The organism is Roseiflexus castenholzii DSM 13941 (assembly GCF_000017805.1).
GTDB lineage: Bacteria > Chloroflexota > Chloroflexia > Chloroflexales > Roseiflexaceae > Roseiflexus > Roseiflexus castenholzii.
The window spans coordinates 799,852-819,767 of the sequence record NC_009767.1; the positions used below are offsets into that span (position 1 = coordinate 799,852).

At 62.6% G+C, this 19,916-nt stretch carries 22 protein-coding genes; 11 read left to right on the forward strand and 11 right to left on the reverse strand.

What is annotated here, in order from left to right:
* Nucleotides 1-19: 19 nt before the first annotated feature.
* From recG to RCAS_RS03120, 5 genes are read right to left on the reverse strand one after another with little or no spacing between them, the layout of a single operon-like run.
* On the reverse strand, nucleotides 20-2,548 hold the full coding sequence (recG, locus tag RCAS_RS03100) for an ATP-dependent DNA helicase RecG (protein ID WP_012119161.1): 2,529 nt from the start codon (nucleotides 2,546-2,548) through the stop codon (nucleotides 20-22).
* 9 nt (nucleotides 2,549-2,557) lie between these two features.
* Nucleotides 2,558-3,403, reverse strand: a complete 846-nt coding sequence (locus RCAS_RS03105; protein ID WP_012119162.1) for a DegV family protein — start codon at nucleotides 3,401-3,403, stop codon at nucleotides 2,558-2,560.
* Nucleotides 3,404-3,406: 3 nt separating this feature from the next.
* Nucleotides 3,407-4,255 (reverse strand): DegV family protein, encoded by an 849-nt coding sequence (locus RCAS_RS03110; RefSeq protein ID WP_012119163.1) that lies wholly within the window; start codon nucleotides 4,253-4,255, stop codon nucleotides 3,407-3,409.
* Between the two features lie 37 nt (nucleotides 4,256-4,292).
* Complete coding sequence (locus RCAS_RS03115) at nucleotides 4,293-5,846, reverse strand: DAK2 domain-containing protein (protein WP_232280151.1); 1,554 nt, start codon at nucleotides 5,844-5,846, stop codon at nucleotides 4,293-4,295.
* Entirely contained in the window at nucleotides 5,843-6,202 is a 360-nt protein-coding gene (locus tag RCAS_RS03120; protein WP_012119165.1) for an Asp23/Gls24 family envelope stress response protein, read from the reverse strand. The genes RCAS_RS03115 and RCAS_RS03120 overlap by 4 nt, the downstream gene beginning before the upstream one ends.
* A 101-nt stretch (nucleotides 6,203-6,303) precedes the next feature.
* Here RCAS_RS03120 and RCAS_RS03125 point away from each other — a divergent pair, with 101 nt between their 5' ends.
* Complete coding sequence (locus RCAS_RS03125) at nucleotides 6,304-6,510, forward strand: large ribosomal subunit protein bL28 (RefSeq protein ID WP_012119166.1); 207 nt, start codon at nucleotides 6,304-6,306, stop codon at nucleotides 6,508-6,510.
* 91 nt (nucleotides 6,511-6,601) lie between these two features.
* Here RCAS_RS03125 and RCAS_RS03130 read toward each other — a convergent pair whose 3' ends face one another.
* Nucleotides 6,602-7,417 (reverse strand): Cof-type HAD-IIB family hydrolase, encoded by an 816-nt coding sequence (locus RCAS_RS03130; protein ID WP_012119167.1) that lies wholly within the window; start codon nucleotides 7,415-7,417, stop codon nucleotides 6,602-6,604.
* Complete coding sequence (locus RCAS_RS03135; protein WP_012119168.1) at nucleotides 7,392-8,429, reverse strand: hydroxyacid dehydrogenase; 1,038 nt, start codon at nucleotides 8,427-8,429, stop codon at nucleotides 7,392-7,394. Before RCAS_RS03135 ends, RCAS_RS03130 begins: the two co-directional genes overlap by 26 nt.
* 253 nt (nucleotides 8,430-8,682) lie before the next feature.
* Here RCAS_RS03135 and RCAS_RS03140 point away from each other — a divergent pair, with 253 nt between their 5' ends.
* Nucleotides 8,683-9,660 (forward strand): hypothetical protein, encoded by a 978-nt coding sequence (locus RCAS_RS03140; RefSeq protein WP_012119170.1) that lies wholly within the window; start codon nucleotides 8,683-8,685, stop codon nucleotides 9,658-9,660.
* An 18-nt stretch (nucleotides 9,661-9,678) separates the two neighbouring features.
* Here RCAS_RS03140 and RCAS_RS03145 read toward each other — a convergent pair whose 3' ends face one another.
* Nucleotides 9,679-11,115, reverse strand: coding sequence for an aldehyde dehydrogenase family protein (locus RCAS_RS03145; RefSeq protein WP_012119171.1), 1,437 nt, complete (start codon nucleotides 11,113-11,115; stop codon nucleotides 9,679-9,681).
* 27 nt (nucleotides 11,116-11,142) lie between these two features.
* On the reverse strand, nucleotides 11,143-11,391 hold the full coding sequence (locus RCAS_RS03150; protein WP_041330156.1) for a hypothetical protein: 249 nt from the start codon (nucleotides 11,389-11,391) through the stop codon (nucleotides 11,143-11,145).
* A gap of 404 nt (nucleotides 11,392-11,795) precedes the next feature.
* On the opposite strand from RCAS_RS03150, the gene RCAS_RS03155 reads away from it, so the two are divergent.
* Nucleotides 11,796-12,785: a CAP domain-containing protein gene (locus RCAS_RS03155; protein WP_012119172.1), complete on the forward strand. Its 990-nt coding sequence runs from the start codon at nucleotides 11,796-11,798 to the stop codon at nucleotides 12,783-12,785.
* 96 nt (nucleotides 12,786-12,881) lie between these two features.
* On the opposite strand, the gene RCAS_RS03160 is transcribed toward RCAS_RS03155, so the two are convergent.
* A complete protein-coding gene (locus tag RCAS_RS03160) occupies nucleotides 12,882-14,090 on the reverse strand; it encodes a Uma2 family endonuclease (RefSeq protein ID WP_012119173.1) in 1,209 nt (402 codons plus the stop codon).
* A gap of 247 nt (nucleotides 14,091-14,337) precedes the next feature.
* Between RCAS_RS03160 and RCAS_RS25805 the strand changes: the two genes are divergently transcribed.
* Together RCAS_RS25805 and RCAS_RS25810 are read left to right on the forward strand one after the other, a co-directional pair.
* Nucleotides 14,338-14,625, forward strand: a complete 288-nt coding sequence (locus RCAS_RS25805; RefSeq protein ID WP_049768781.1) for a hypothetical protein — start codon at nucleotides 14,338-14,340, stop codon at nucleotides 14,623-14,625.
* Nucleotides 14,626-14,892: 267 nt separating this feature from the next.
* Nucleotides 14,893-15,090, forward strand: a complete 198-nt coding sequence (locus tag RCAS_RS25810; RefSeq protein ID WP_049768782.1) for a hypothetical protein — start codon at nucleotides 14,893-14,895, stop codon at nucleotides 15,088-15,090.
* 150 nt (nucleotides 15,091-15,240) lie between these two features.
* Here the strand turns inward: RCAS_RS25810 and RCAS_RS23660 are convergent, their stop codons facing one another.
* Nucleotides 15,241-15,930: a tyrosine-type recombinase/integrase gene (locus tag RCAS_RS23660; protein ID WP_012119174.1), complete on the reverse strand. Its 690-nt coding sequence runs from the start codon at nucleotides 15,928-15,930 to the stop codon at nucleotides 15,241-15,243.
* A 269-nt stretch (nucleotides 15,931-16,199) separates the two neighbouring features.
* Here RCAS_RS23660 and RCAS_RS03175 point away from each other — a divergent pair, with 269 nt between their 5' ends.
* The 6 genes from RCAS_RS03175 (at nucleotide 16,200) to RCAS_RS03195 (ending at nucleotide 19,867) form a co-directional block, all read left to right on the forward strand.
* Nucleotides 16,200-16,412: a DUF2281 domain-containing protein gene (locus tag RCAS_RS03175; RefSeq protein WP_041330158.1), complete on the forward strand. Its 213-nt coding sequence runs from the start codon at nucleotides 16,200-16,202 to the stop codon at nucleotides 16,410-16,412.
* A complete protein-coding gene (locus tag RCAS_RS03180) occupies nucleotides 16,409-16,756 on the forward strand; it encodes a type II toxin-antitoxin system PemK/MazF family toxin (RefSeq protein ID WP_012119175.1) in 348 nt (115 codons plus the stop codon). The genes RCAS_RS03175 and RCAS_RS03180 overlap by 4 nt, the downstream gene beginning before the upstream one ends.
* Nucleotides 16,757-16,886: 130 nt before the next feature.
* On the forward strand, nucleotides 16,887-17,474 hold the full coding sequence (locus tag RCAS_RS03185) for a winged helix-turn-helix domain-containing protein (RefSeq protein ID WP_157042527.1): 588 nt from the start codon (nucleotides 16,887-16,889) through the stop codon (nucleotides 17,472-17,474).
* A gap of 451 nt (nucleotides 17,475-17,925) precedes the next feature.
* Complete coding sequence (locus RCAS_RS25815; RefSeq protein ID WP_049768781.1) at nucleotides 17,926-18,213, forward strand: hypothetical protein; 288 nt, start codon at nucleotides 17,926-17,928, stop codon at nucleotides 18,211-18,213.
* Nucleotides 18,214-18,480: 267 nt separating this feature from the next.
* On the forward strand, nucleotides 18,481-18,678 hold the full coding sequence (locus RCAS_RS25820; RefSeq protein ID WP_049768782.1) for a hypothetical protein: 198 nt from the start codon (nucleotides 18,481-18,483) through the stop codon (nucleotides 18,676-18,678).
* A 247-nt stretch (nucleotides 18,679-18,925) separates the two neighbouring features.
* The gene (locus RCAS_RS03195; RefSeq protein ID WP_041330159.1) at nucleotides 18,926-19,867 is read left to right on the forward strand and encodes a DMT family transporter; all 942 of its coding nucleotides are present in this window, start codon (nucleotides 18,926-18,928) and stop codon (nucleotides 19,865-19,867) included.
* The last annotated feature ends 49 nt before the right edge of the window (nucleotides 19,868-19,916 follow it).

Sequence of the window (19,916 nt, forward strand, 5' to 3'; positions counted from 1 at the left end):
CTCAATTGCCAGCCTCCGCCTAGCCCGCCTGCAAGGTCTCGACCCAGAAGGCGTCCATCTTTGCGCGCAACAGAGCGTGGTCAGGTCGTTCGAGTTGTGGGTCGTCCGCCAGAATCTTCTGCGCCTCGCGGTATGCCGTCTGGAGCAGGCGCACATCGGTCAACTGCGCCACTTTGAGGTCGGGGGTGCCACTCTGCCGGGTGCCGAAGAACTCGCCGGGTCCGCGCAGGTGCAGATCAATCTCCGCCAGGCGGAAGCCATCGCTGATCGTCTCCATTGCCTCCATGCGCTGGCGCGTCACTTCATTCTGCTCTTTGTCACAGACGAGGATGCAATAACTCTGATGCACCCCGCGCCCGACTCGCCCACGAAACTGATGCAACTGCGCCAGACCGAACCGCTCCGCTCCTTCGATCAGGATCGTCGTTGCGTTGGGAACATCGATGCCGACCTCGATGACGGCAGTGGCGACCAGAATATCGTATTCGTGATTGCGGAAGGCGATCATAACGGCGTCCTTCTCGCGCGGCAGCATTTTGCCGTGGATCAGCGCCACCCGCAGATCGGGAAAGACATCACGTGACAGCGTAGCGTGCATTTCTTCGGCGGAAGGGAGATCGACCTTTTCGCTCTCTTCGACCAGTGGGCAGATGACGAATGCCTGCCGCCCCTTGGCGACTTCGCGCCGGATATGGCGATAGGCTTTGTCGCGCTCGACCGTCGTAATCCAGCGCGTCTTGATCTCCTGGCGCCCCGGCGGCAACTCGTCGAGCACCGACACATCCAGGTCTCCGTAGATCGTCAGCGTCAGCGTGCGCGGGATCGGGGTCGCCGTCATCACCAGCATATGCGGGTTGTATCCTTTATCTTTCAGGCGTTGCCGTTGTTCGACGCCGAAGCGATGCTGTTCATCGACGATTGCGAGACCAAGCGCAGCGTACTGCACACTTTCGGTAATCAGCGCGTGGGTGCCGACGATCAGATCGATGTCGCCGCGCGCGATCCCTTCGAGCACGCGACGCCGCTCTTTCGCGCCGAGGCTGCCGGTGAGCAGCGCTACCCGCACGCCGCGCCCGTCGAGGTCATCATCGCCGCTCATGCCGAGAATACGTTTGATCTCTTCCAGGCGCTCACGTTGTTCGGGGTCGAGATCGTCTTCTGCTGAAACCTGGCGTTGATCACGCGGAACCGGTACGTTGCCGAGGAGCGCGCGCAAGCCGCGATAATGCTGTTCTGCCAGGATTTCGGTCGGCGCCATGAGCGCCGCCTGATAGCCGGATGCTATCGCCTGAAGCGCCGCTGCCGCCGCAACGACCGTTTTACCGCTGCCGACATCGCCCTGGAGAAGCCGCGCCATCGGCACAGGGCGCGCCATATCGGCGAAGATTTCCTCGATGGCGCGCACCTGAGCGCCGGTCAGTTCAAACGGCAACCGTCTGAGAAATGCTTCGTGCACATCGTCGCGGCGGGTGATAGCATAACCGCGCTGCGCCTGCCAGATCATCTTGCGTTGCAGCACGCCAAGTTGAATGAACAAAAACTCGTCGAAGCCAAGGCGCCGGCGCGCTTGTTCAAGCATATCGCGGCTGTCAGGGAAGTGGATCTGAGCAATCGCCTGCGGCAGCGGCATCAACCCCGTGCGTTCGCGCACTGCGGGGGGCAGATGATCTTCCAGCATCGGCGCGCAACGATCCACTACCTGTTTGATCAGCGCGCGCGCACTGCGCTCGACCAGCCCGCGGGTCAGGGGATGCACCGGCACCAGACGCCCGACGTGGATCAGGTCGTCATCGGTGAAGGGTTGCCATTCGGGCGACGCCATCTGGCGCAAGCCATCGTAGACTCCGATCTTCCCGCTCAACACGACCTTCGTGCCGACCAGAAAGCGCTGCGCCAGCCAGGGTTGCCGAAAAAAGACCACCTTAAGCGTGCCGGTTTCGTCACCGACCAGCACATCGAGCCGTGAACCTCCGCTTTTCATTGGCAGTGTGCGCGCATCGAGCACTTCGGCGATGACCGTCTCGACGGCGCCTGGTTGCAATTCGGCGATTGTTTTGCGTGAGGTGAAATCATCGTAGCGATGGGGGAAGTGGTAGAGCAGATCGCGCACGGTACGAACGCCGAGGCGCCGGAACGACTGCACCATCTGGCGTGTGATGCCCGGCACGTCGTCGAGCGGCGAGTCCGGAGTCAGTGGACGCGCCGGAGCATCAGGGCGGGAGGCGCGCCGGGTTGGCGCGCGCGTCGGCATCGCTGACGACGCAACCGGTGCAGGCTGCGGGTTCGGTTGGGCGCGGAACAGCGAGCGCAGACTTTCGAGCGCAATGCCGACGCGCGCGCGGCGAGTCGCTTGATCGAGCACAGCGTATCCGGCGAGCAATTCGAGCGCCTGTTGCACGGCTTCGTAGCGCAACGCCATGCCGGCGTCCATCCTCCAGGCGGTCAGAAAGCGCTCCAGACCGCCATTCACGGCGCGATCATCACAGCCGCGACGTTGTTCCTCCGCCAGCAGTTTGCCCAGGCGAATGATCTGGTCTTTGCCGTCCATAGGATCGTCTTATGAAGCCAGCAGACCGGTGATGCCGAGCGCTCCGGGTCCCATATGCGTACCAAGCACCGCACCAATCTGCACGGTGCGAATACGATCACGAACGAGTAATCCCGCATTGGCGCAGGCATCCGCCAGCGATTCGGCATCGGCGCGGTCGGTCGTGTAGACAACGCTCAATTCCTGATACACGCCGCGCGACTGCGCCAGTTCCAGCAAGCGCGCCGGAACCCTTCGCCAGGTGCGCACCCGTTCAACCGGCAGCACCTGCGAGTCGCGCACTTCCAGGATTGGCTTCACATCGAGCAATGTACCCAACAACGCGCGCGTGCGACTGATACGCCCGCCGCGTTCCAGGTAGCGCAATGTCTGGAGCGCCACATACGCGACCGTCCGATCGCGCAGACGTTCCACCAATGCAACTGCCTCATCGAGTGTTGCCCCCTGCGACAGGCGGCGCGCGGCGGCGAGCGCCAGGTAGGCAATGGGCATCGCAATCGAGTGGCTGTCCACACAGACAATGCGGGCATCGGCAACCAGGCGCGCTGCCTGGACGGCAGCGCCGTAGGTGGCGCTCAAGCCGGCGGCGACGCTGAGCGACAGCACCGCGCTGCCATCACGGGTCAATTCCCGAAACACCTCCTCGAACATTCCAACCGACGGCGCGGACGTGGTTGGAAGGTCGTCATGTTCCGCGATCCAGCGATAGTACTCATCGCGGCTGATGTCGATGTCGTCGCGCAACGTTGCGCCCCGGCGGTGTAACAGCACCGGAACGACATGGATATGATACGCAGCGCGGACATCGGCAGGAATATCCGCAGTTGAGTCAACAACGATCTTGACTGATGGCATCAATCAATCGATCCCTTCGAACACCGCCACTCCCATGGCGCCGGGTCCGAGGAACGCGCCGACACTCGGACCGAACTGTGCAATCTGCACCCGATCACGAGGAAAGATCGGATCGACCTTTTCCAGCAACTTCTCGACATCTTCCGGCGTCGTTGCGTACAGCGCCGTCACCTCACGAACGCGCGGAAAATCTTCGATGAAGGTATACAACCCTTCGATGGCTTTGGCGCGGGTGCGGGTGCGCTCATAGGGGACGATTTCGCCGTCATCGATCAGGAGCAGCGGCTTGATGCGCTGCATCGAACCGAGCACCGTCGTTGCCAGCGCAAGCCGACCGCTGTGTTCGAGATATTCGATGGTATCGACAAAGAAGACCAGATGGCAGTGCTGGATCAGCAGATTGATCAAGTGTGTCACTTCATCGGGCGTTGCACCATCGCGCACCGCACGCGCCGCGTGGATCACAATCATGCCGAGCGCCATCGAGATCAACTTACTGTCGATGATTTCCACCCGACTGGATGACGCCGGCAGGCGATTGCGCGCCTGTTGCGCCACGCGATAATTCGGCACGATACGGTTGGAGAGATGAATCGAAAAAATGTATTCATACTCCAGCGTCAGGCGACGGTAGAGTTGCTCGAAGGTCATCATTGGCGGCGGTTGCGCCGCGATCTGCGCACGATTCTCCTGCATTGCCTGGTAAAACTGCTCCGCAGTAATGTCGAGACCGGCGCGGTAACTCTGATTGCCGACGACAATCTGGAGCGGGACGATCTCGATCCCTAATTCGTGCGCCACACTCAAAGGAATGTCGCTGGAACTATCCGTGACAATTTTGATGCTTGCCATACGTTTCTCGTTTCACCTTCTCCATCAGCAGCGCCGGTTATTCGAGGGCAATGGCGACGCCACTGCCCGGTTGACCGCCAGCATGAACTTCGACGTGCAGCATCGGGAAAGCAACCCGAATCTCCTGCGCCAGTCGCTCCGCATGCGTCTGGTCAACAGCCTGTCCATAGTAGAGCGTGACGACCTCGGCAGCGTTCGCGCCCATCTGCTGAAGTGTATGGCACACATTATACGCATCTTGCACCGCTTCTGCAGGCGTCTCCATCTCGTTGCGACGCTGTCCATCGAAGGTGATAACCCGCACCCGTTCTGCTGCTGCTGTCATTGCCCGAATGTTCTGATCGACGTCTGCCTGGAAGTTCAGCGCCAGCAGCGCGGCAATGCCCTGTGGCGGCGAGGTTGCCGGCACGATAGCAATGCGCCTGGCGAACAACGGTGCGGTTGCCTGCGCAGTTTCCGCCGCCTGCGGATCATTGGGCAGCACAATGATCTCCTGCTGCGGCAGGCGCTCAAAGGCTGCGCGCCACTCGTCGATGGTCGGCGGCGTATTCGTCTCCCACACCAGATCGGCGCGCAGGTCGCGCAGGATGGCTGCGTATCCGGCGCCTGGCGCCAGTGCAATGATTCCCGGCGCAGGGTTCGCCGGTGTATCCGGTTGAGTGTCGGAAAGCGCCGCACCCGAATGGTGCGCCATGCGTTGCAGATCCATGTTCACGACTTCGATCTGATCGAGAATGCCATACGCTAACGCCTGATTGAGCGCGTCGCCCGGTCGTGGAGTGTGAAGATGTATTTTGACTAGCGCGCGATCTCCGGCGATCACCAGCGATTCGCCGAGCGCCGCAAAGACTCGTCGGAGCGTTTCCGGTGGTGCGGTTGCGTGATGGATGACAAAACTGGTGCAGTACCCTGCGCTCTCGGCATGATCATCAACGGTTGCGGTGGGTGTCACGGTTGGGGCATGCGAATCACTGGCTTCGCCGCGGGCATAGCGCAGCAGCGCTTCGAGCAGGACCAGCAAACCCTGCCCGCCCGCATCGACCACGCCTGCGTCGCGCAGGGTCGCCAGCAACTGCGGCGTGCGCGCCACGGCGGCGCGCGCTTCGCGCACGGCTGCCTCGAGCACGGCGCTCAACGATGCTTCACCTGCGGCGATGGCGCGCTGCGCCGCCTCACCGGCGCAGCGGATGACCGTCAACATCGTTCCTTCGACCGGACGCAACACGGCTTCGTAGGCGCGCGTGCTGCCATGCGTCAGGGCCACCGCCATTTCGCGCCCGCTCATCAGGTGATGTCCGGCAAGCGCCGCGGCAACACCACGCAGGATTTGCGACAGAATGATGCCTGAGTTGCCGCGCCCGCGCATCGTCGCCCAGTAGCCAACCTGCTCCGCCACTGTGCCGCACGAAGGATGCGGCGTAATGTCGCGCAATGCGCTGCTCAATGTCAGCGCCATGTTCGTCCCGGTATCGCCGTCGGGAACAGGGAACACATTCAATGCATTGAGCGAGGCGGCGTGACGCTCCAGATCGCGCGACGCCGCGCGTAACGCTTCCAGCAGATGCTCGCCATTCCACGCGCCCGTCATCATCGACCTCCCACCCCTTGCACACGAATATTGACCGTCGGTTCAGGAAGGTCGAGCGTAAACGACAGCGCGGCGCGCACGGCAGATTGTGCGGCGCGCGCCACATCGGCGATGGATCTGCCGGTCTGGACGATCAGGTGGACATCGACGGCGAGATCGTTCTGATGCACATGCACGTCAACGCCGCGGCGCGCTTCGCCCGGCGGAAGAACAAACGGCGGACCCTGTGGATCGGTCAGTCCGGCGACGCCATCGGTTTGCAGCGCTGCGGCAGCGGCAATGGACGCGATGGCGCGCGGCGCGATCAGAACGCGACCTGCGGGTTTGCCGATGGCGGTGTGGTTGTTCACGGTGTTCATAGTCTCTCCAGTTGCATGGTGCATCAGAATGTGGTATAGTCTCCCCTTAGTGTGTCAAAGACGTTGTGGGATTCCCGGCAGGTCCGGGGGAGCAGGCTGATATGGCAAAGTGTATGGTATGCAACAAGAGCGTCAGTTTTGGGCGCAACATCCGGCATAAAGCGTCGGGCGGCTGGGCGCGGCGCGCGCCGAAGACCAATCGCACCTTCAAGCCGAATGTGCAGAAGACGACGATCATGGTCGATGGCGAGAAAGTGCAGATCAAGGTGTGCACCCAATGCCTGCGCACGATGTATCGAGCGCGCTGAATGTGCTGAGACCGATCGCTCAGGCTGGCGTCGCATGGCGATGCCAGCCTTTCTCATTGAACGAAAACGCCCGACATTATAGCGGATAGAGTCAGGACGCGCAATTCAAGACGTAGCGTCGCAGCGCGTGGGCAACGCCAGCCTCGCTGACCGGCGGCAGCACGGCATGCGCTCGTGCGCGCACTGCCGGTGTCGCATTCCCCATCGCCAGCCCAAGCCCTGCCCAGGTAATCATCGAGATGTCGTTCTCCTGATCGCCAATGGCCAGGACTGCTTCACGCGGCGCTCCCAGCGACTGCGCCAGGGCGGATAGTGCATTTCCCTTGCTGACGTGCGGTGCTGTCAGTTCGCCAAAGATGGCGTGCGAACGAACGACTGCCAGTGCGCCGCCGAATCTGGCGGTCAGGCGCATCAGTTCACGCTCGACCACCGGCGGCTCGGCGACGAACAGCAATTTGGTGGGTGGCACACGTTCAACCAGACGATCCAGATCGGGAGTAACGACCATCTCTGTCCCTTCGGGATGGAAGGCAAGGTAGCGTTCGAGTTCCGGTCGATACGCCGTGATATGGTGAATATCATCGATATAGGCAACCACACACATGTCGGCATCGAGGAGTTCGCGCACTGCCGCCGCTGCCAGTTCGGCAGGCATTGCCGCATGGTAGAGCGTATCGCCGGTCAGCGGGTGACGCACCAGCGCCCCCTGGTAACAGATAATCGGCGCGCGAATATCGAGTTCGCGCGCAAACGGCAGTGCTGCGCCAAACATGCGCCCGGTCGCCAGCGTTACGTCAATACCGCGCGCCTGCACGGCGGCAATTGTTTCGCGCACGTCGGGATGAATGGTCAGATCATGGTCGATGACCGTGCCATCGAGATCAAGGGCGATCAGTTGGAAGGGCATCGGGTTGCGTTCCATGGTTCATCTTCGCTCTACGCCCGGGCAGGGCTTCGGGATTGACAATGTGCGGCGGATGTTCGCCGCGCAGGAGACGAACGATTTGCGCTACTGCGCCATGGTGCATCACCCGCACGCCATCGTCCGTAAACGATGCGATGTGCGGCGTGAGGATAACGTGTGGAAATTGTAGGAGTGGGTGGTCATTGGGAAGCGGCTCCGGGTCGAAGACATCAAGACCGGCGCCTGCCAGGTGTCCGGTGGTGAGCGCGTCGATCAGCGCCGCCTGATCGATGACCGCACCACGACTGACGTTGATCAGAAATGCGCCCTTTGGCAGTAGCGCCAGTTCACGCGCGCCGATCAGACCGCGCGTTGACGGGGTGAGCGCACAATGCAGCGTCAGAAACTCTGATTGCGGCAGAAGATTGTCGAGCGTTTCTACATGCACAACATCCAGCGCTGCAAACGCTTCAGCAGGCGCGAGCGGGTCGTATGCCGCCACGCGCATCCCCAGACCCTGGCGGCAGATCTGCGCCACGCGCCGCCCAATGCGCCCCAGACCGACGACTCCCAGCGTTTTGCCGCGCACCTCGACGCCACGCAATCGCGCGGCGCTCCATCCTGCGGTGCGGAAACGATGGTCGGCAGCAACGACCTGCTTTGCCAGCGCCAGTACCAGTGCGACGGCATGCTCCGCCGTGCTCTCGGTTGGACCGTCGGGGGTGTTGATTACTAGAATGCCGCGTTCGGTTGCGGCTGCAAGGTCGATGTTGTCCACACCGATGCCAGGGCGAGCAATGGCCATCAGTGTGGGTCCGGCCCGGTCCATCCATGCGCCATCGGCGTTGATCATCGCGCTGATGATTGCTGCTGCGCTGCCGGGTAAAGTTGCAGGATCGCCACCTGCCGCAACCTCAGCGTGCGCTTCCAGCAACGCTGCTGCTTCCGGCAACAGGCGAATGTCAGTCCAGATACGTGGACGTTGATGGATGGGAGAAAGGTCACTGTTGTGCATCAATCAATCCTCTGTTGTCCATCGGGCGCAACGGCGGATGGTCGGCGGTTCATGCTGGCGCCATGCCGGATGTGATCATCGTAGCAGACGACAACGACAAACGCAATCGATCAAAAAGAAGGACGACGTTTGACAAAAAATCAACCATGTGGTACCTGAAAGGGCGCAGAACACCAACTGCTCACCAGGGTACAGCGCACAGATTGCGCGTACTCCAGGGCGACCCGGCTTGCCGTCCTGGAAGAGGATCGCCATGTCGCGTTTGATTACTCGCATCGTGGCGCTTGTTTTCGCTGTCGTCACTCTTGCCGCCATAACTCCCCTGCCTTCGGACGAGCGTTTTGTCGAACCGAATAGTGCTCTCCAACCGGTGTTTCGTGTCGAGCGGGCGATGCCTCCGCCTGTAAAAGCGCCACCAGAGCGGATCCGATTCCCGGTAGCGACACGCCGAACAGTGGCACTTCCTGAGATCGGCATCGCCGAGCAAACGCCGCCTTCAGCCGAAGTGGTTGCGCCGCTGCCCTTCATTGCCGGCGATGGTCCGCCAATGCGGGGAACGCGCATTGCGCAGACTGGACGCCTGGATGTGTATGTCGGACTGCGCACGTTCACGCCGGAGCAGATCGCAGCGATTGCCCCGCGGTTGGAAGAACTCCTGCGCGGCAACGAGGAACGGTTTGGCTTTCAATTGCAGCAACGAGTCTCGATTGCATTCTATCGTCCTTCGCTGGCGCCGTCGAAAGACACGCGCGGCATTGCGTACACCGAAGAAGGGCGCGCCGAGGTGTACTATCGCCCGAATGAGGACATTGAGCGCGCACTGGTGGTGGCGTCGCACGAACTGGCGCATCACCTCCAGGCGCAGCGATACGGTGACGACGCGCAAAAACGCGCTGACATCATACTGCTGGAAGGGCTGGCAACCTGGATCACCGGTCCGCCATGGCTGGCAAAGTATGGTGTGGCACGCTGGAAAGAACGGGCGCGCCAGATTGGCGACTCCGGCGTGCCGCTGCGTCTGTTGAACGCCCAACGCTACGGCGACAATATCGCCTACGAGTTGTGGGCATCATTCGTTGATTTCCTGATCGAGCGTGATGGGATGGAGAAGATGCATGCGCTGTACGTGAGCGGGCGCGGGCGTGAACCCGGCTCGGCGGACTACCAGGGAATCTACGGCGCCTCGCTCAACGAACTTGCCAATGAGTGGCGGGTATGGGTCAGGAGTTAAATCGGAACCCTTACCCCCCTAACCCCTCATCACGAGCAACTTGCGTTCGGTCATCTCTTCAATCGCATAGCGCAGCCCCTCGCGCCCGAAGCCGGATTGCTTGACGCCGCCATACGGCATGGGATCGAGGCGCCAGGTCGGAACATCATTGATAATGACGCCGCCGACCTCTAATGTATCGAACGCCTGGAAAATACGCCCGACATCGCGGGTAAACACACCTGCCTGCAATCCGAAATCGCTGTTGTTGACCGCCTCCAGTGCTGCCTCGAACGTCTCGTAAGGTTGCACCGTCACGACCGGCGCGAAGATTTCCTGGCAATTCACCCGCAGTTCTGGCGCCGCGCGCGCCACAATTGTCGGCGCGACAACGCCGCTCTGCACCACGCCGCCGGTCAGGAACTCTGCGCCGGCGCCGCGCGCCTCGTCGAGCCAGGCAGCCACGCGCTCTGCCTCCGCCGGGTTGATCAGCGAACTCAGATCGCTCGTCTCATCAAGCGGATGCCCAACCTTCAATGCGCGCACCTGCGGCACAAACAGGTTCATGAATGCGTCGTACACCGGAGCATGCACAAAGATGCGCTGAACGCTGATGCAACTCTGCCCGGCGTAGGAAAACCCGCCGACCACACACCGCTCTGCTGCGAACGCAAGATCGGCGTCGGAGTGGATAATCACGCCTGCGTTGCCGCCGAGTTCCAGGGTCACCCGTTTGCGCCCGGCGCGCCGTTTCATCTCCCACCCGACCGCAGGCGAACCGGTGAAGGTCAGCAGCCCGAAGCGTTCATCCTCGATCAGCGGTGCAGCGTCGCGGCTTGCGAGAGGTAGGACGCTCAACGCCTCAGGGATCCATCCAGACGATGCAATCATCTCAGCCAGTTTGAGCGCCGTAACCGGCGTCTGCGAGGCAGGTTTGAGCACGACGGAACAACCGGCGGCGATTGCCGGGGCGACCTTGTGTGCCACCAGATTGAGCGGGAAATTGAACGGCGTAATGGCGGCGACCGGTCCCACCGGAAAACGGCGCACGATTGCGTGTCGCCCTTCGCCGCCGGGAGCAGCATCGAGACGCAGCGCTTCATCATTCGAGCGCGTCGCTTCGTCCGCAGCGGTCGAGAACGTCACAATGCTTCGCGCGACCTCGATCCGCGCCTGCTTGATGGGTTTTCCTGCTTCTAGCGCAATTGTGCGCGCCAGTTCCTCGGCGCGCGTCTCGATGCTGGCGGCAATGGCGCGCAGTGCGGCAGCACGGCGGTGCAGCGGCGTGCTGCGCGTTGTTCGGAACGCCGCGACCGCAGCCTGAATCGCTTGTTCCAGGTCGTCTAACGTTGCGCGATGAACGACGGCGACCGGTGCGCCATCGTAGGGGCAGGCGACTGTGTAAGGCGCGCCGGTGCGCCATTCACCCGCCAGGTAGAAGCGATACTCCGGCGTGTCGCTGTGTGTCATTGGCATATGGTCCCTTGATTCACAGGTTTGCGTTCACATCACCCCGTGCCGCGTAAACGGCGTAGTTCTTCTTCCAGCGCGCGCACTCGCGCTTCGGCGTTCAGTCGGCGCTATTGGTCGATATGCCGCGCCGGTGCGTTCATAGCCGGGCACACGCAGCAGGGATTGTCCGCGCCGCTTGAAGGCGTCCACAATCACGTACAAGGGCGCACCTGTCAGATCGGACCGCTCCACATTTGAGGTTGCTTCAACTCGTGGAGGGTTGATCACCGTCTGCGTCATGGCGCTCCTCCTCTTCCCTGCCTGCCGGTCATAGAGCGGAGATCTGGCGACGCGCGATATGCTTCATTGTAGCACATCGCGCGTCGCACGTCTCTTATGCGCTGCCATATGGTTGTAACCAGATACTGATACTGTTATAATTCTACGTGTCATAGACGGCGTTTCGGCGCTTTTATGGACGGATGAGGCTGCCCGTGCAGTGTCACCGGATGCAACCCGAGATGCGCTTGCCGGTCGCTCCGGATCGGCAGAAACCGGGCGAGGGAGGCTTTGGGGCAACCTGTCTTGCCACCGACACGCAAGCAGTAGTTCTTGTTCTGCGGCATGCGCTGATCACAGAAAGGTGGTAGAGAGAGGCGCTGCACATGTATGACGAGACGAGATGAGCACACCGGAGATACGCCATGATTCGATGCCTGCACGCTATTACGATCATCTTGCTTACCGGGTTCATCCTGTTGCTGTCATCTTTTGCCCGCGCGCCGCTTGCGAGGGGCGCCGATAGCGCCGTATTCGCGCAACCCGGCAATCAACCCGGTCGGGGAACGTCTGCCCTGGGCGATCCGCCTCAACCTGACACACCACCGGTAGATGCTGCCACGAATGCGGGAGCCGGAACCAATGCCACGCCAACCGAAGCCGTGCAATCGGCAGTAACGGTGTTTTTACCGCTGATTGCGCGCCCGCTGCCGCCGCTCCCCGATGATTGGTTGGGACGGGTCAACGGGTACCGCGCGCGCGCAGGCGTGCCGCTCGTATCCGCCGATGTGACGCTGAACAATAATTGCTTTGAGCACGCGCGCTACATGGCGGAGAATAACGACTTGACCCACAATCAGAACCCGTCGCTGCCGTATGCGTCGCCTGCCGGACAGATCTGTGCGCAGAAGGGGAATGCGTGGATGGGATGGGGGGGCGCCTGGCGCCAGCGCGACGCGATCGATGGATGGATGGAGTCGGTTGGGCACCGGCTCTGGCTCCTCTACCCAACAACGCCGACATTCGGGTTCGGATTCTATAGCAATGGTCAGCGCAGCGCCGCCGGTCTCGACGTGCTCTCGCGCGCTCGCTTTGACGACGATGCTGCGTATGCTGGCTGGCCCGTGCGCTATCCCGCGCCGGGACAGCAGGGTGTGCCGGCAACGCGATACCCCATCACATTGCAGTGGCCCTATTTCGATCAGAAGCCGGTCGTGACCGGAACGAGTCTGCGCGCTCTGCCGGGAACCGTGCTGGGGCATACGACAACGACCGATCTGCCGGTCAACCATAAGGGTGTTGCTATCATCCCAAACCAGGCATTCCCACCGAATGCGACGATTGAGGTGACGGTCACCGGCAGTTATAAGGGGCAACCGTTCTCGTTCACCTGGCAATTCCAGACGGGGAATTAATCAGGCGCTCTGCGTCTCGCTCTCGGCAACAAAACATATGCACACGATACGCTTCACGACCACCGCAGGGCGAGACAACAGAGAGTCGTATCGCACCTATCCCCCGCCGCGTAAACGGCGTAGTTCTTCCTCCAGCGCATGTAATCGCGCTTCGGCTTCGGCGCGCGCCCGCGCTTCGGCTTCGCGCGCTTCGGCTTCGGCGCGCGCCCGCGTTTCGGCTTCGGCACGCGCCCGCGCTTCGGCTTCGCGCGCTTCGGCTTCGGCGCGCGCCCGCGCTTCGGCTTCGGCGCGCGCCCGCGCTTCGGCTTCGCGCATTTCGGCTTCGGCGCGCGCCCGCGCTTCGGCTTTGCGCGCTTCGGCTTCGGCGCGCGCCCGCGTTTCGGCTTCGGCGCGCGCCCGCGCTTCGGCTTCGGCACGCGCCCGCGCTTCGGCTTCGCGCGCTTCGGCTTCGGCGCGCGCCCGCGTTTCGGCTTCGGCACGCGCCCGCGCTTCGGCTTCGCGCGCTTCGGCTTCGGCGCGCGCCCGCGTTTCGGCTTCGGCACGCGCCCGCGCTTCGGCTTCGCGCGCTTCGGCTTCGGCGCGCGCCCGCGCCCGATCCTCTGCCGCCTGCTGCACGACCGTTGCGTAGTTGCCAAACGCTATTCCATGCTCATCGTAGCAGACGACGTGGTCGCCTTCGATGCCTAGCCACAGGTTGGCCATCGCAAGGTACACTCTCCCGTTGGCATCCGCTGGGTGCGCCACATAGTGACCATGCTCCAACCGATAGTCGAGCAGGCGCAACCGCCGTGTTCTGCCGCGACCCATATCGTCGACGATTACATACTGCGCCACTCCTGCCCGGGCATAGTGCGCCACTTTGCGTTCCAGGTCGTTCTCGCGCGTCTCCGGCGAGGTGATCTCGATGATCAGCGCCGGACGCGCACCCTCGACCGCCACCTCGAACGTGCTCCAGTTCTGGCGTTCGCGAATGCCGGGAATGACCATCACATCCGGTCCGTGCGGGCGCAGATCGGGGATGTCCCAGGCGATGCGCACATCGCTCAGGACAATCGCCGCACCGGAGGACTCCAGGCGCGCGCGGAGCACTTCGGTGAGATACATCCGGTCGGTTTCGTGGCGATCGCTATGCACGATGAAGTCTCCCACTTCGGGGTGCAGCACGTCTTCCAGCGTGAGTGGAACCTGTTCGAGGTGACGGGGATCGTCAGGAGTGGGACGCGGCACGAAGCGCCAGCCGTAGCGGAACGGATCGTCAGCAGGCGCGTCGGCAGCAGGAGTCGGTCTGGCGGTTGTTGTCGTCATGACTTCAGTATACCAGAGAGTTCGGGCGCGCGAGCGGGTGTAAGCATGGTGTGCCTGGAGCCTGGCATGCCCTTCGGAGATACACGCGGTCGGCGTTCCGCACGACGCGCACACCCGATCCACGCGAGGTGAGCGACGCGGAGCGGGCCTTCGTCGCTCCCTCCCTGACCTGCATGACCGAAGACGCCCCGCAGCGCGCCCACGCGCTGCGCGAGATGGGATCGTCCGCACGGGGGCGCTCTGGCGCATGCGGCCCAACGATCCGCCGCCGTGGCCCACCGTCTCGCCGCCAACCCAGCGCTGGCGGCAGGCCGGGGGCGTTGCGCCGCTCGTCCATGCTCGGCGCGCGCAGTTGCGCGCCATCGAAGGGCGGGCGCCTGCGCCGCGCGCGGCGACCGTTGACGCGCGCGCCATGCCAGCGACCCCGGACAGCGGCGCGCGCGCCAGCGATGACGGGCATCACCGCCGCACGGTCAGTACGGGCCACGTGGCGGTTGATCCGCTGGTCCAGTCGCTGGCCGTGGCGGTGCGCTGAGCCGGTCGAAGCGCGGTGCGCTGAGCCGGTTGAAGCGTCGTCACGCCCGGCAACGACCAGGAACGCGCGCAGGCGGTGCGCTGACCCGGTCGAAGCGTCGGTCGAAGCGTCGCCGCGTGGTCGGAACCGCTCCACGCCGTCACGGGCGAGTCGGGCGACATAACGTTCGTCGCCCAGGGCGATCCAGGGGAACCGTCGGCGGTCGACGCCCACGCTCACAGCATCCGGCGGGAGGTCGTTCACCGGGCGGACGCCACACGCGGCGTCGTGCCGCTGCCGCGCCGCCGGGTCGTTGCGCGCGGCGTCGCCTGGATGGCGCGCGTTCGCGGACCGGCGCGCGATGATGCGCAGTTGCCGGAGACCGTGGCGGGAGGGCATGGGCTGGCTTTGGCGCGGCTCATGCTGAAGCGATGCGCTGAGCGGGTCGAAGCGCGGTTCATTCCCGGTATGGTCGAACGGACATAACAGGCGCTCGGGGGTAGGTGCGCTGCACCGGTCGTCCTCGTACAGGCGTTTGACGTTGTGCTGCGTGGGGGCGAAGTTCGCACGGGGTGGTGGTCACGGCGCCGGCTGGGACGGGACTGGCGTCATGGCTGGTGGCAGACCGCGCAGGCGCTAAGCGGCGGGTGGCTGTCCTTTCAGGGAGTGGCGGGTGGTGCGGATGTCGGCGTGGTCCATGCGTTGTTGGAGATCATCGAGCCGGTAACCGGCGTCGTTGCGCTGGTGGGCGAAGGCGGCCCGGAGGGTGTGGGCAGTGGCGCGTGTGGTGATGCCAGCGGCACGGACGGCGCCGGTGATAGCCCGTTGGCTGCCACTGACTGCGAGCGTGCGGGGGTCCACAGACAGGTCACGAGCGGGGAACACGTCGTGCCGCTCCCAGGATGTGACTGCAGCGGGATAGGTGTGGGCCAGGGCTGGAAGCATAGAGACGGGGAGCGCGGGGTGGGCCTCGGAGCGACGGCGCACCTGCGCGAGGCGGGTGTGGAGGCTGCGTCGGCGCAGGGCTGCCAAGAGGCGCAGGCCGCTGCCGTACAGGACGCAGGCTGCCAGGTAGGGGGCGCCGTCCAGGTGTGCGAGGATGCGCCCTCCCGCATCGTGCCTGAGGTGGGGCTGGGCGTCGGTGCTGTGCCGAGCGCGGCGGGCGTGTCCATGCTTGTACCGGTGGAGGTAGGACTGCTCGGTGCGGATGGAGGAGCCGCGCAGGCGGATGTCCGAGCGGCGGCGGTCGGCGCGTTTCTTTGCTGACAGGATGGCTCTCCCCTGGCAATGGTTCTTGCCATGGAATATAATGGCTTTGGACAGCACGTCGGCGGTCGAGGATGGCGCTCAGTATAGCAAAATGGAGAGTCACGCAAGATAAGACCGGGACTCGAGATAATCACAAGTTATACGGAACGCGAGCGCAGCGAAGCGTTCCGTATAACGGCGCGGCGGCGCTAACGCGCCTCCGCTGCGCGCAGCTCAACCGCCGCGCTGTTAGCCGCCGCCTTGCAGAGCGTGCTCAAAATCTTTCTGCTATTTGGTGTAAAATCAAGGTAGGTAGTGGAGCATTGAGCAGATGACGGAGTAAAGCCATGACACTTGATGAGAAAATCTACCAATATGTCCGCAAACTTCCCTATTCGTTTCAGGAAGAGTTATTCGATTTTGTGCAGTACCTGCTTACGAAGGCTGAACAGCAGGAAAAGCAAGACTGGGCTTTTCTGTCATTATCAGCGGCAATGCGAGAGATGGAAGATGAGCCTGAGTTGTATAGCATGTCAGACATAAAGGTGGCGTTTGCATGAAAAAAGCAGGGCAAATAGTTCTGTTTCAGTTTCCGCAGACCGACCTTGAAAAAGGCAAATTGCGCCCTGCTCTTTTGTTGGGAAAACTTCCAGGGGAATATGATGACTGGCTGATTTGCATGGTTTCTTCGCAGACACGCCAGTATATTGCGGGGTTTGACGAGATTGTCAAAGAAGATGATGAAGATTTTGAGCAGAGTGGGTTGAAAGTTGCGAGTGTAATTCGAGTTGGGCGTTTAGCGGTTGTTGCTGGAGAAATTCTTCTCGGCGCAATTGGCGAAATTTCTCAAGAGCGTCTATATCGTGTGAAGCGAAACTTGTCGAACTGGTTGTCTGAAAAATAAAGCGGCGGCTAACAAGCACATCCATCTGACGGCTTCGCCTCCCCTTCGCTATGCTCAAGGTTGGCTCGCCGCAGGTGATGCGCCGTTGGGTGCACACTGCGAGTTTACTGCAACTATGGAGGAAAGCCCGATGGATCAAAACGAAGTTGCCATTGCCTTTGACATAGTTCTTGAGGAAATAGAGAATGCTATTGCAGCGTTGAACCGAGAAGGATCTCAGGCTCTCCAAGTTGGTAAATACGATGTGGCCAGGGAATTGATGGAAAAAGGATCGCAGGTGACAGCATTTCGCACGAAAGTCGTTGATCTTCAAAAGGAATGGATTAACATTTTTGCCGCTCTCATGCCTTCGAAAGTTCAAAAACGAAGCATAAAGGTAGATGCAAGATTAAAACGTGGTCTTAGAACGCCAGAGGATGAGTTTCGGGCGCCTATACTGCAATGCCTTGTGGATTTGGGTGGCTCTGCCCCTATGACTGAGGTTCTCGACAGGGTAGAAAGGGTGATGAAGGACCGGCTGAATGCTTATGACCGTTTGCCCTTGCCCTCGGATTCCACCCTGATCCGTTGGCGCAATACCGCTCAGTGGGCTCGGAACGTAATGGTGAGAGAGGGTTTGCTTGCATCAGACTCTCCTCGTGGAGTATGGGAAATCACCCCTGCGGGCAGACGATGGCTTGCGGCTGCCATCGAAGCAGAAATGAAACGGCGTGCCTAACCTGCGCATCAATCTGACCCGCTGCGCTCCCTCGCTCGCGGGCGGTTAGAGCTGACGCTTGCGTCGGCGCTGGCGCGCCTCCACTGCGCGCAGCTCAACCGCCGCGCCGTTGGGCGGCAATGACCGCCGAAGGAGACAGCGATGGAGAAGATGAACGCACGTGCAATCGTGATGATAGGTACGGCTGCACGATTGTCCTGTACCAGGAGCCCCTAGCCTCCTTCGCACGAACAGCGGATGCGCGCGACCATAGCGGCTCGAGAGCCTGGTATGCCCTTCGGAGATATACGCGGTCGGCGTTCCGCACAACGCGCACACCCGATCCACGCGAGGTGAGCGACGCGGAGCGGGCCTTCGTCGCTCCCTCCCTGACCTGCATGACCGAAGACGCCCCGCAGCGCGCCCACGCGCTGCGCGAGATGGGATCGTCCGCACGGGGGCGCTCTGGCGCATGCGGCCCAACGATCCGCCGCCGTGGCCCACCGTCTCGCCGCCAACCCAGCGCTGGCGGCAGGCCGGGGGCGTTGCGCCGCTCGTCCATGCTCGGCGCGCGCAGTTGCGCGCCATCGAAGGGCGGGCGCCTGCGCCGCGCGCGGCGACCGTTGACGCGCGCGCCATGCCAGCGACCCCGGACAGCGGCGCGCGCGCCAGCGATGACGGGCATCACCGCCGCACGGTCAGTACGGGCCACGTGGCGGTTGATCCGCTGGTCCAGTCGCTGGCCGTGGCGGTGCGCTGAGCCGGTCGAAGCGCGGTGCGCTGAGCCGGTTGAAGCGTCGTCACGCCCGGCAACGACCAGGAACGCGCGCAGGCGGTGCGCTGACCCGGTCGAAGCGTCGGTCGAAGCGTCGCCGCGTGGTCGGAACCGCTCCACGCCGTCACGGGCGAGTCGGGCGACATAACGTTCGTCGCCCAGGGCGATCCAGGGGAACCGTCGGCGGTCGACGCCCACGCTCACAGCATCCGGCGGGAGGTCGTTCACCGGGCGGACGCCACACGCGGCGTCGTGCCGCTGCCGCGCCGCCGGGTCGTTGCGCGCGGCGTCGCCTGGATGGCGCGCGTTCGCGGACCGGCGCGCGATGATGCGCAGTTGCCGGAGACCGTGGCGGGAGGGCATGGGCTGGCTTTGGCGCGGCTCATGCTGAAGCGATGCGCTGAGCGGGTCGAAGCGCGGTTCATTCCCGGTATGGTCGAACGGACATAACAGGCTCTAGGATACGGATGTACACCGGTGCAACGGACTCCCACAGATCTGTTTGTGATGGAAGGGAACCGGATTCGTGTCCGTTCGTCTCGATCGGCGCCATTTCGTGTTTTCCCTGGCGCCATGCCGTTCGGACGGCTCAACCGCTTGTCAATGTATGGCTGCTTCCCGTCCAGTTGTGGGCATTGCGCATTGTGCTCAACCGGTGGTATGATCTGCGACGTTTCGTTTCTTCAAGCGGGCATGTATGCAGACTTCATCGACCTCGACCGCTCCGACGCAACGCGCTGCATTCTCGTGGAGCGGCATGGGCATCGCGCTGCTGGCGCATACCGGCTGGGGCGCCTACCCGGTGTTAGCGCGCTATCTCCAGACGGTCAGTGATATGCCGTCGATGGCATTGCTTGGTCTTGGTAATCTGATTGCACTCGCCGTCTATCTGCCATTTGTCTGGCGTCACGTCGATAAGCGCATTTTGCGCTCGACGCTCATCTGGGGGTTCGCGCTGGTCGTGGTGTTGCGCGCCATCACCAATCTTCTGGCGGCGCGCTTCACTCTGGCGATCTACATCCAGCCGATCACGCTGATGACACCGCTCTTTGTGGCGTTGTTGAGCGCCGGGTTGTTCCGTGAACCACTGCCGCCGCTGACCTGGAGCGCTATCACGCTCTCGCTGTTGGGTGCGGCGTTGATGATGAGCGATGATGTTGGCGCCCCAGGCGTGACACTTGCGCTTACGCCTTCCGATTGGATCGGCATCACGCTGGCGACGGCGTCGGCGCTGTGCCTGGCGATCTACATGATCCTGGTGCCGCGCACGGTCCAACATGCTGTGCCGGGAGAGGCAGTGCTCCTTATGCAGTTGGTGACGCTGACCATCGTGAGCACCGGCATCAGCCTGTTGATCGGCGAGGAGTGGGTGCGCTTCGCCGCACTTACACCGATGGATTGGTCGGTCTTTGCGGCGTTCGTGTTTGGCGTGCTGCTGGGGTCGAACCTGGGGCAGATCGTCTCGTTGCGGCGGTTAGGGGCGCCGCTGGTCAGCAGTGTCATGGCGTGGCGCCTGATCGCAACTCTGGCGCTGGCGGCGTTGCTCCTCGGTGAACGCCTCGATTCGTGGCGGCAGGTTCTGGGAGCGCTGATCGTGCTGACGACGATTACCGGCTACCTGTGGCGGCAGGGGAGGTGAATGCGAGGTTCGCTATCACCTTCGGCTTCTCCCTGCCGCCGTGCTCCTC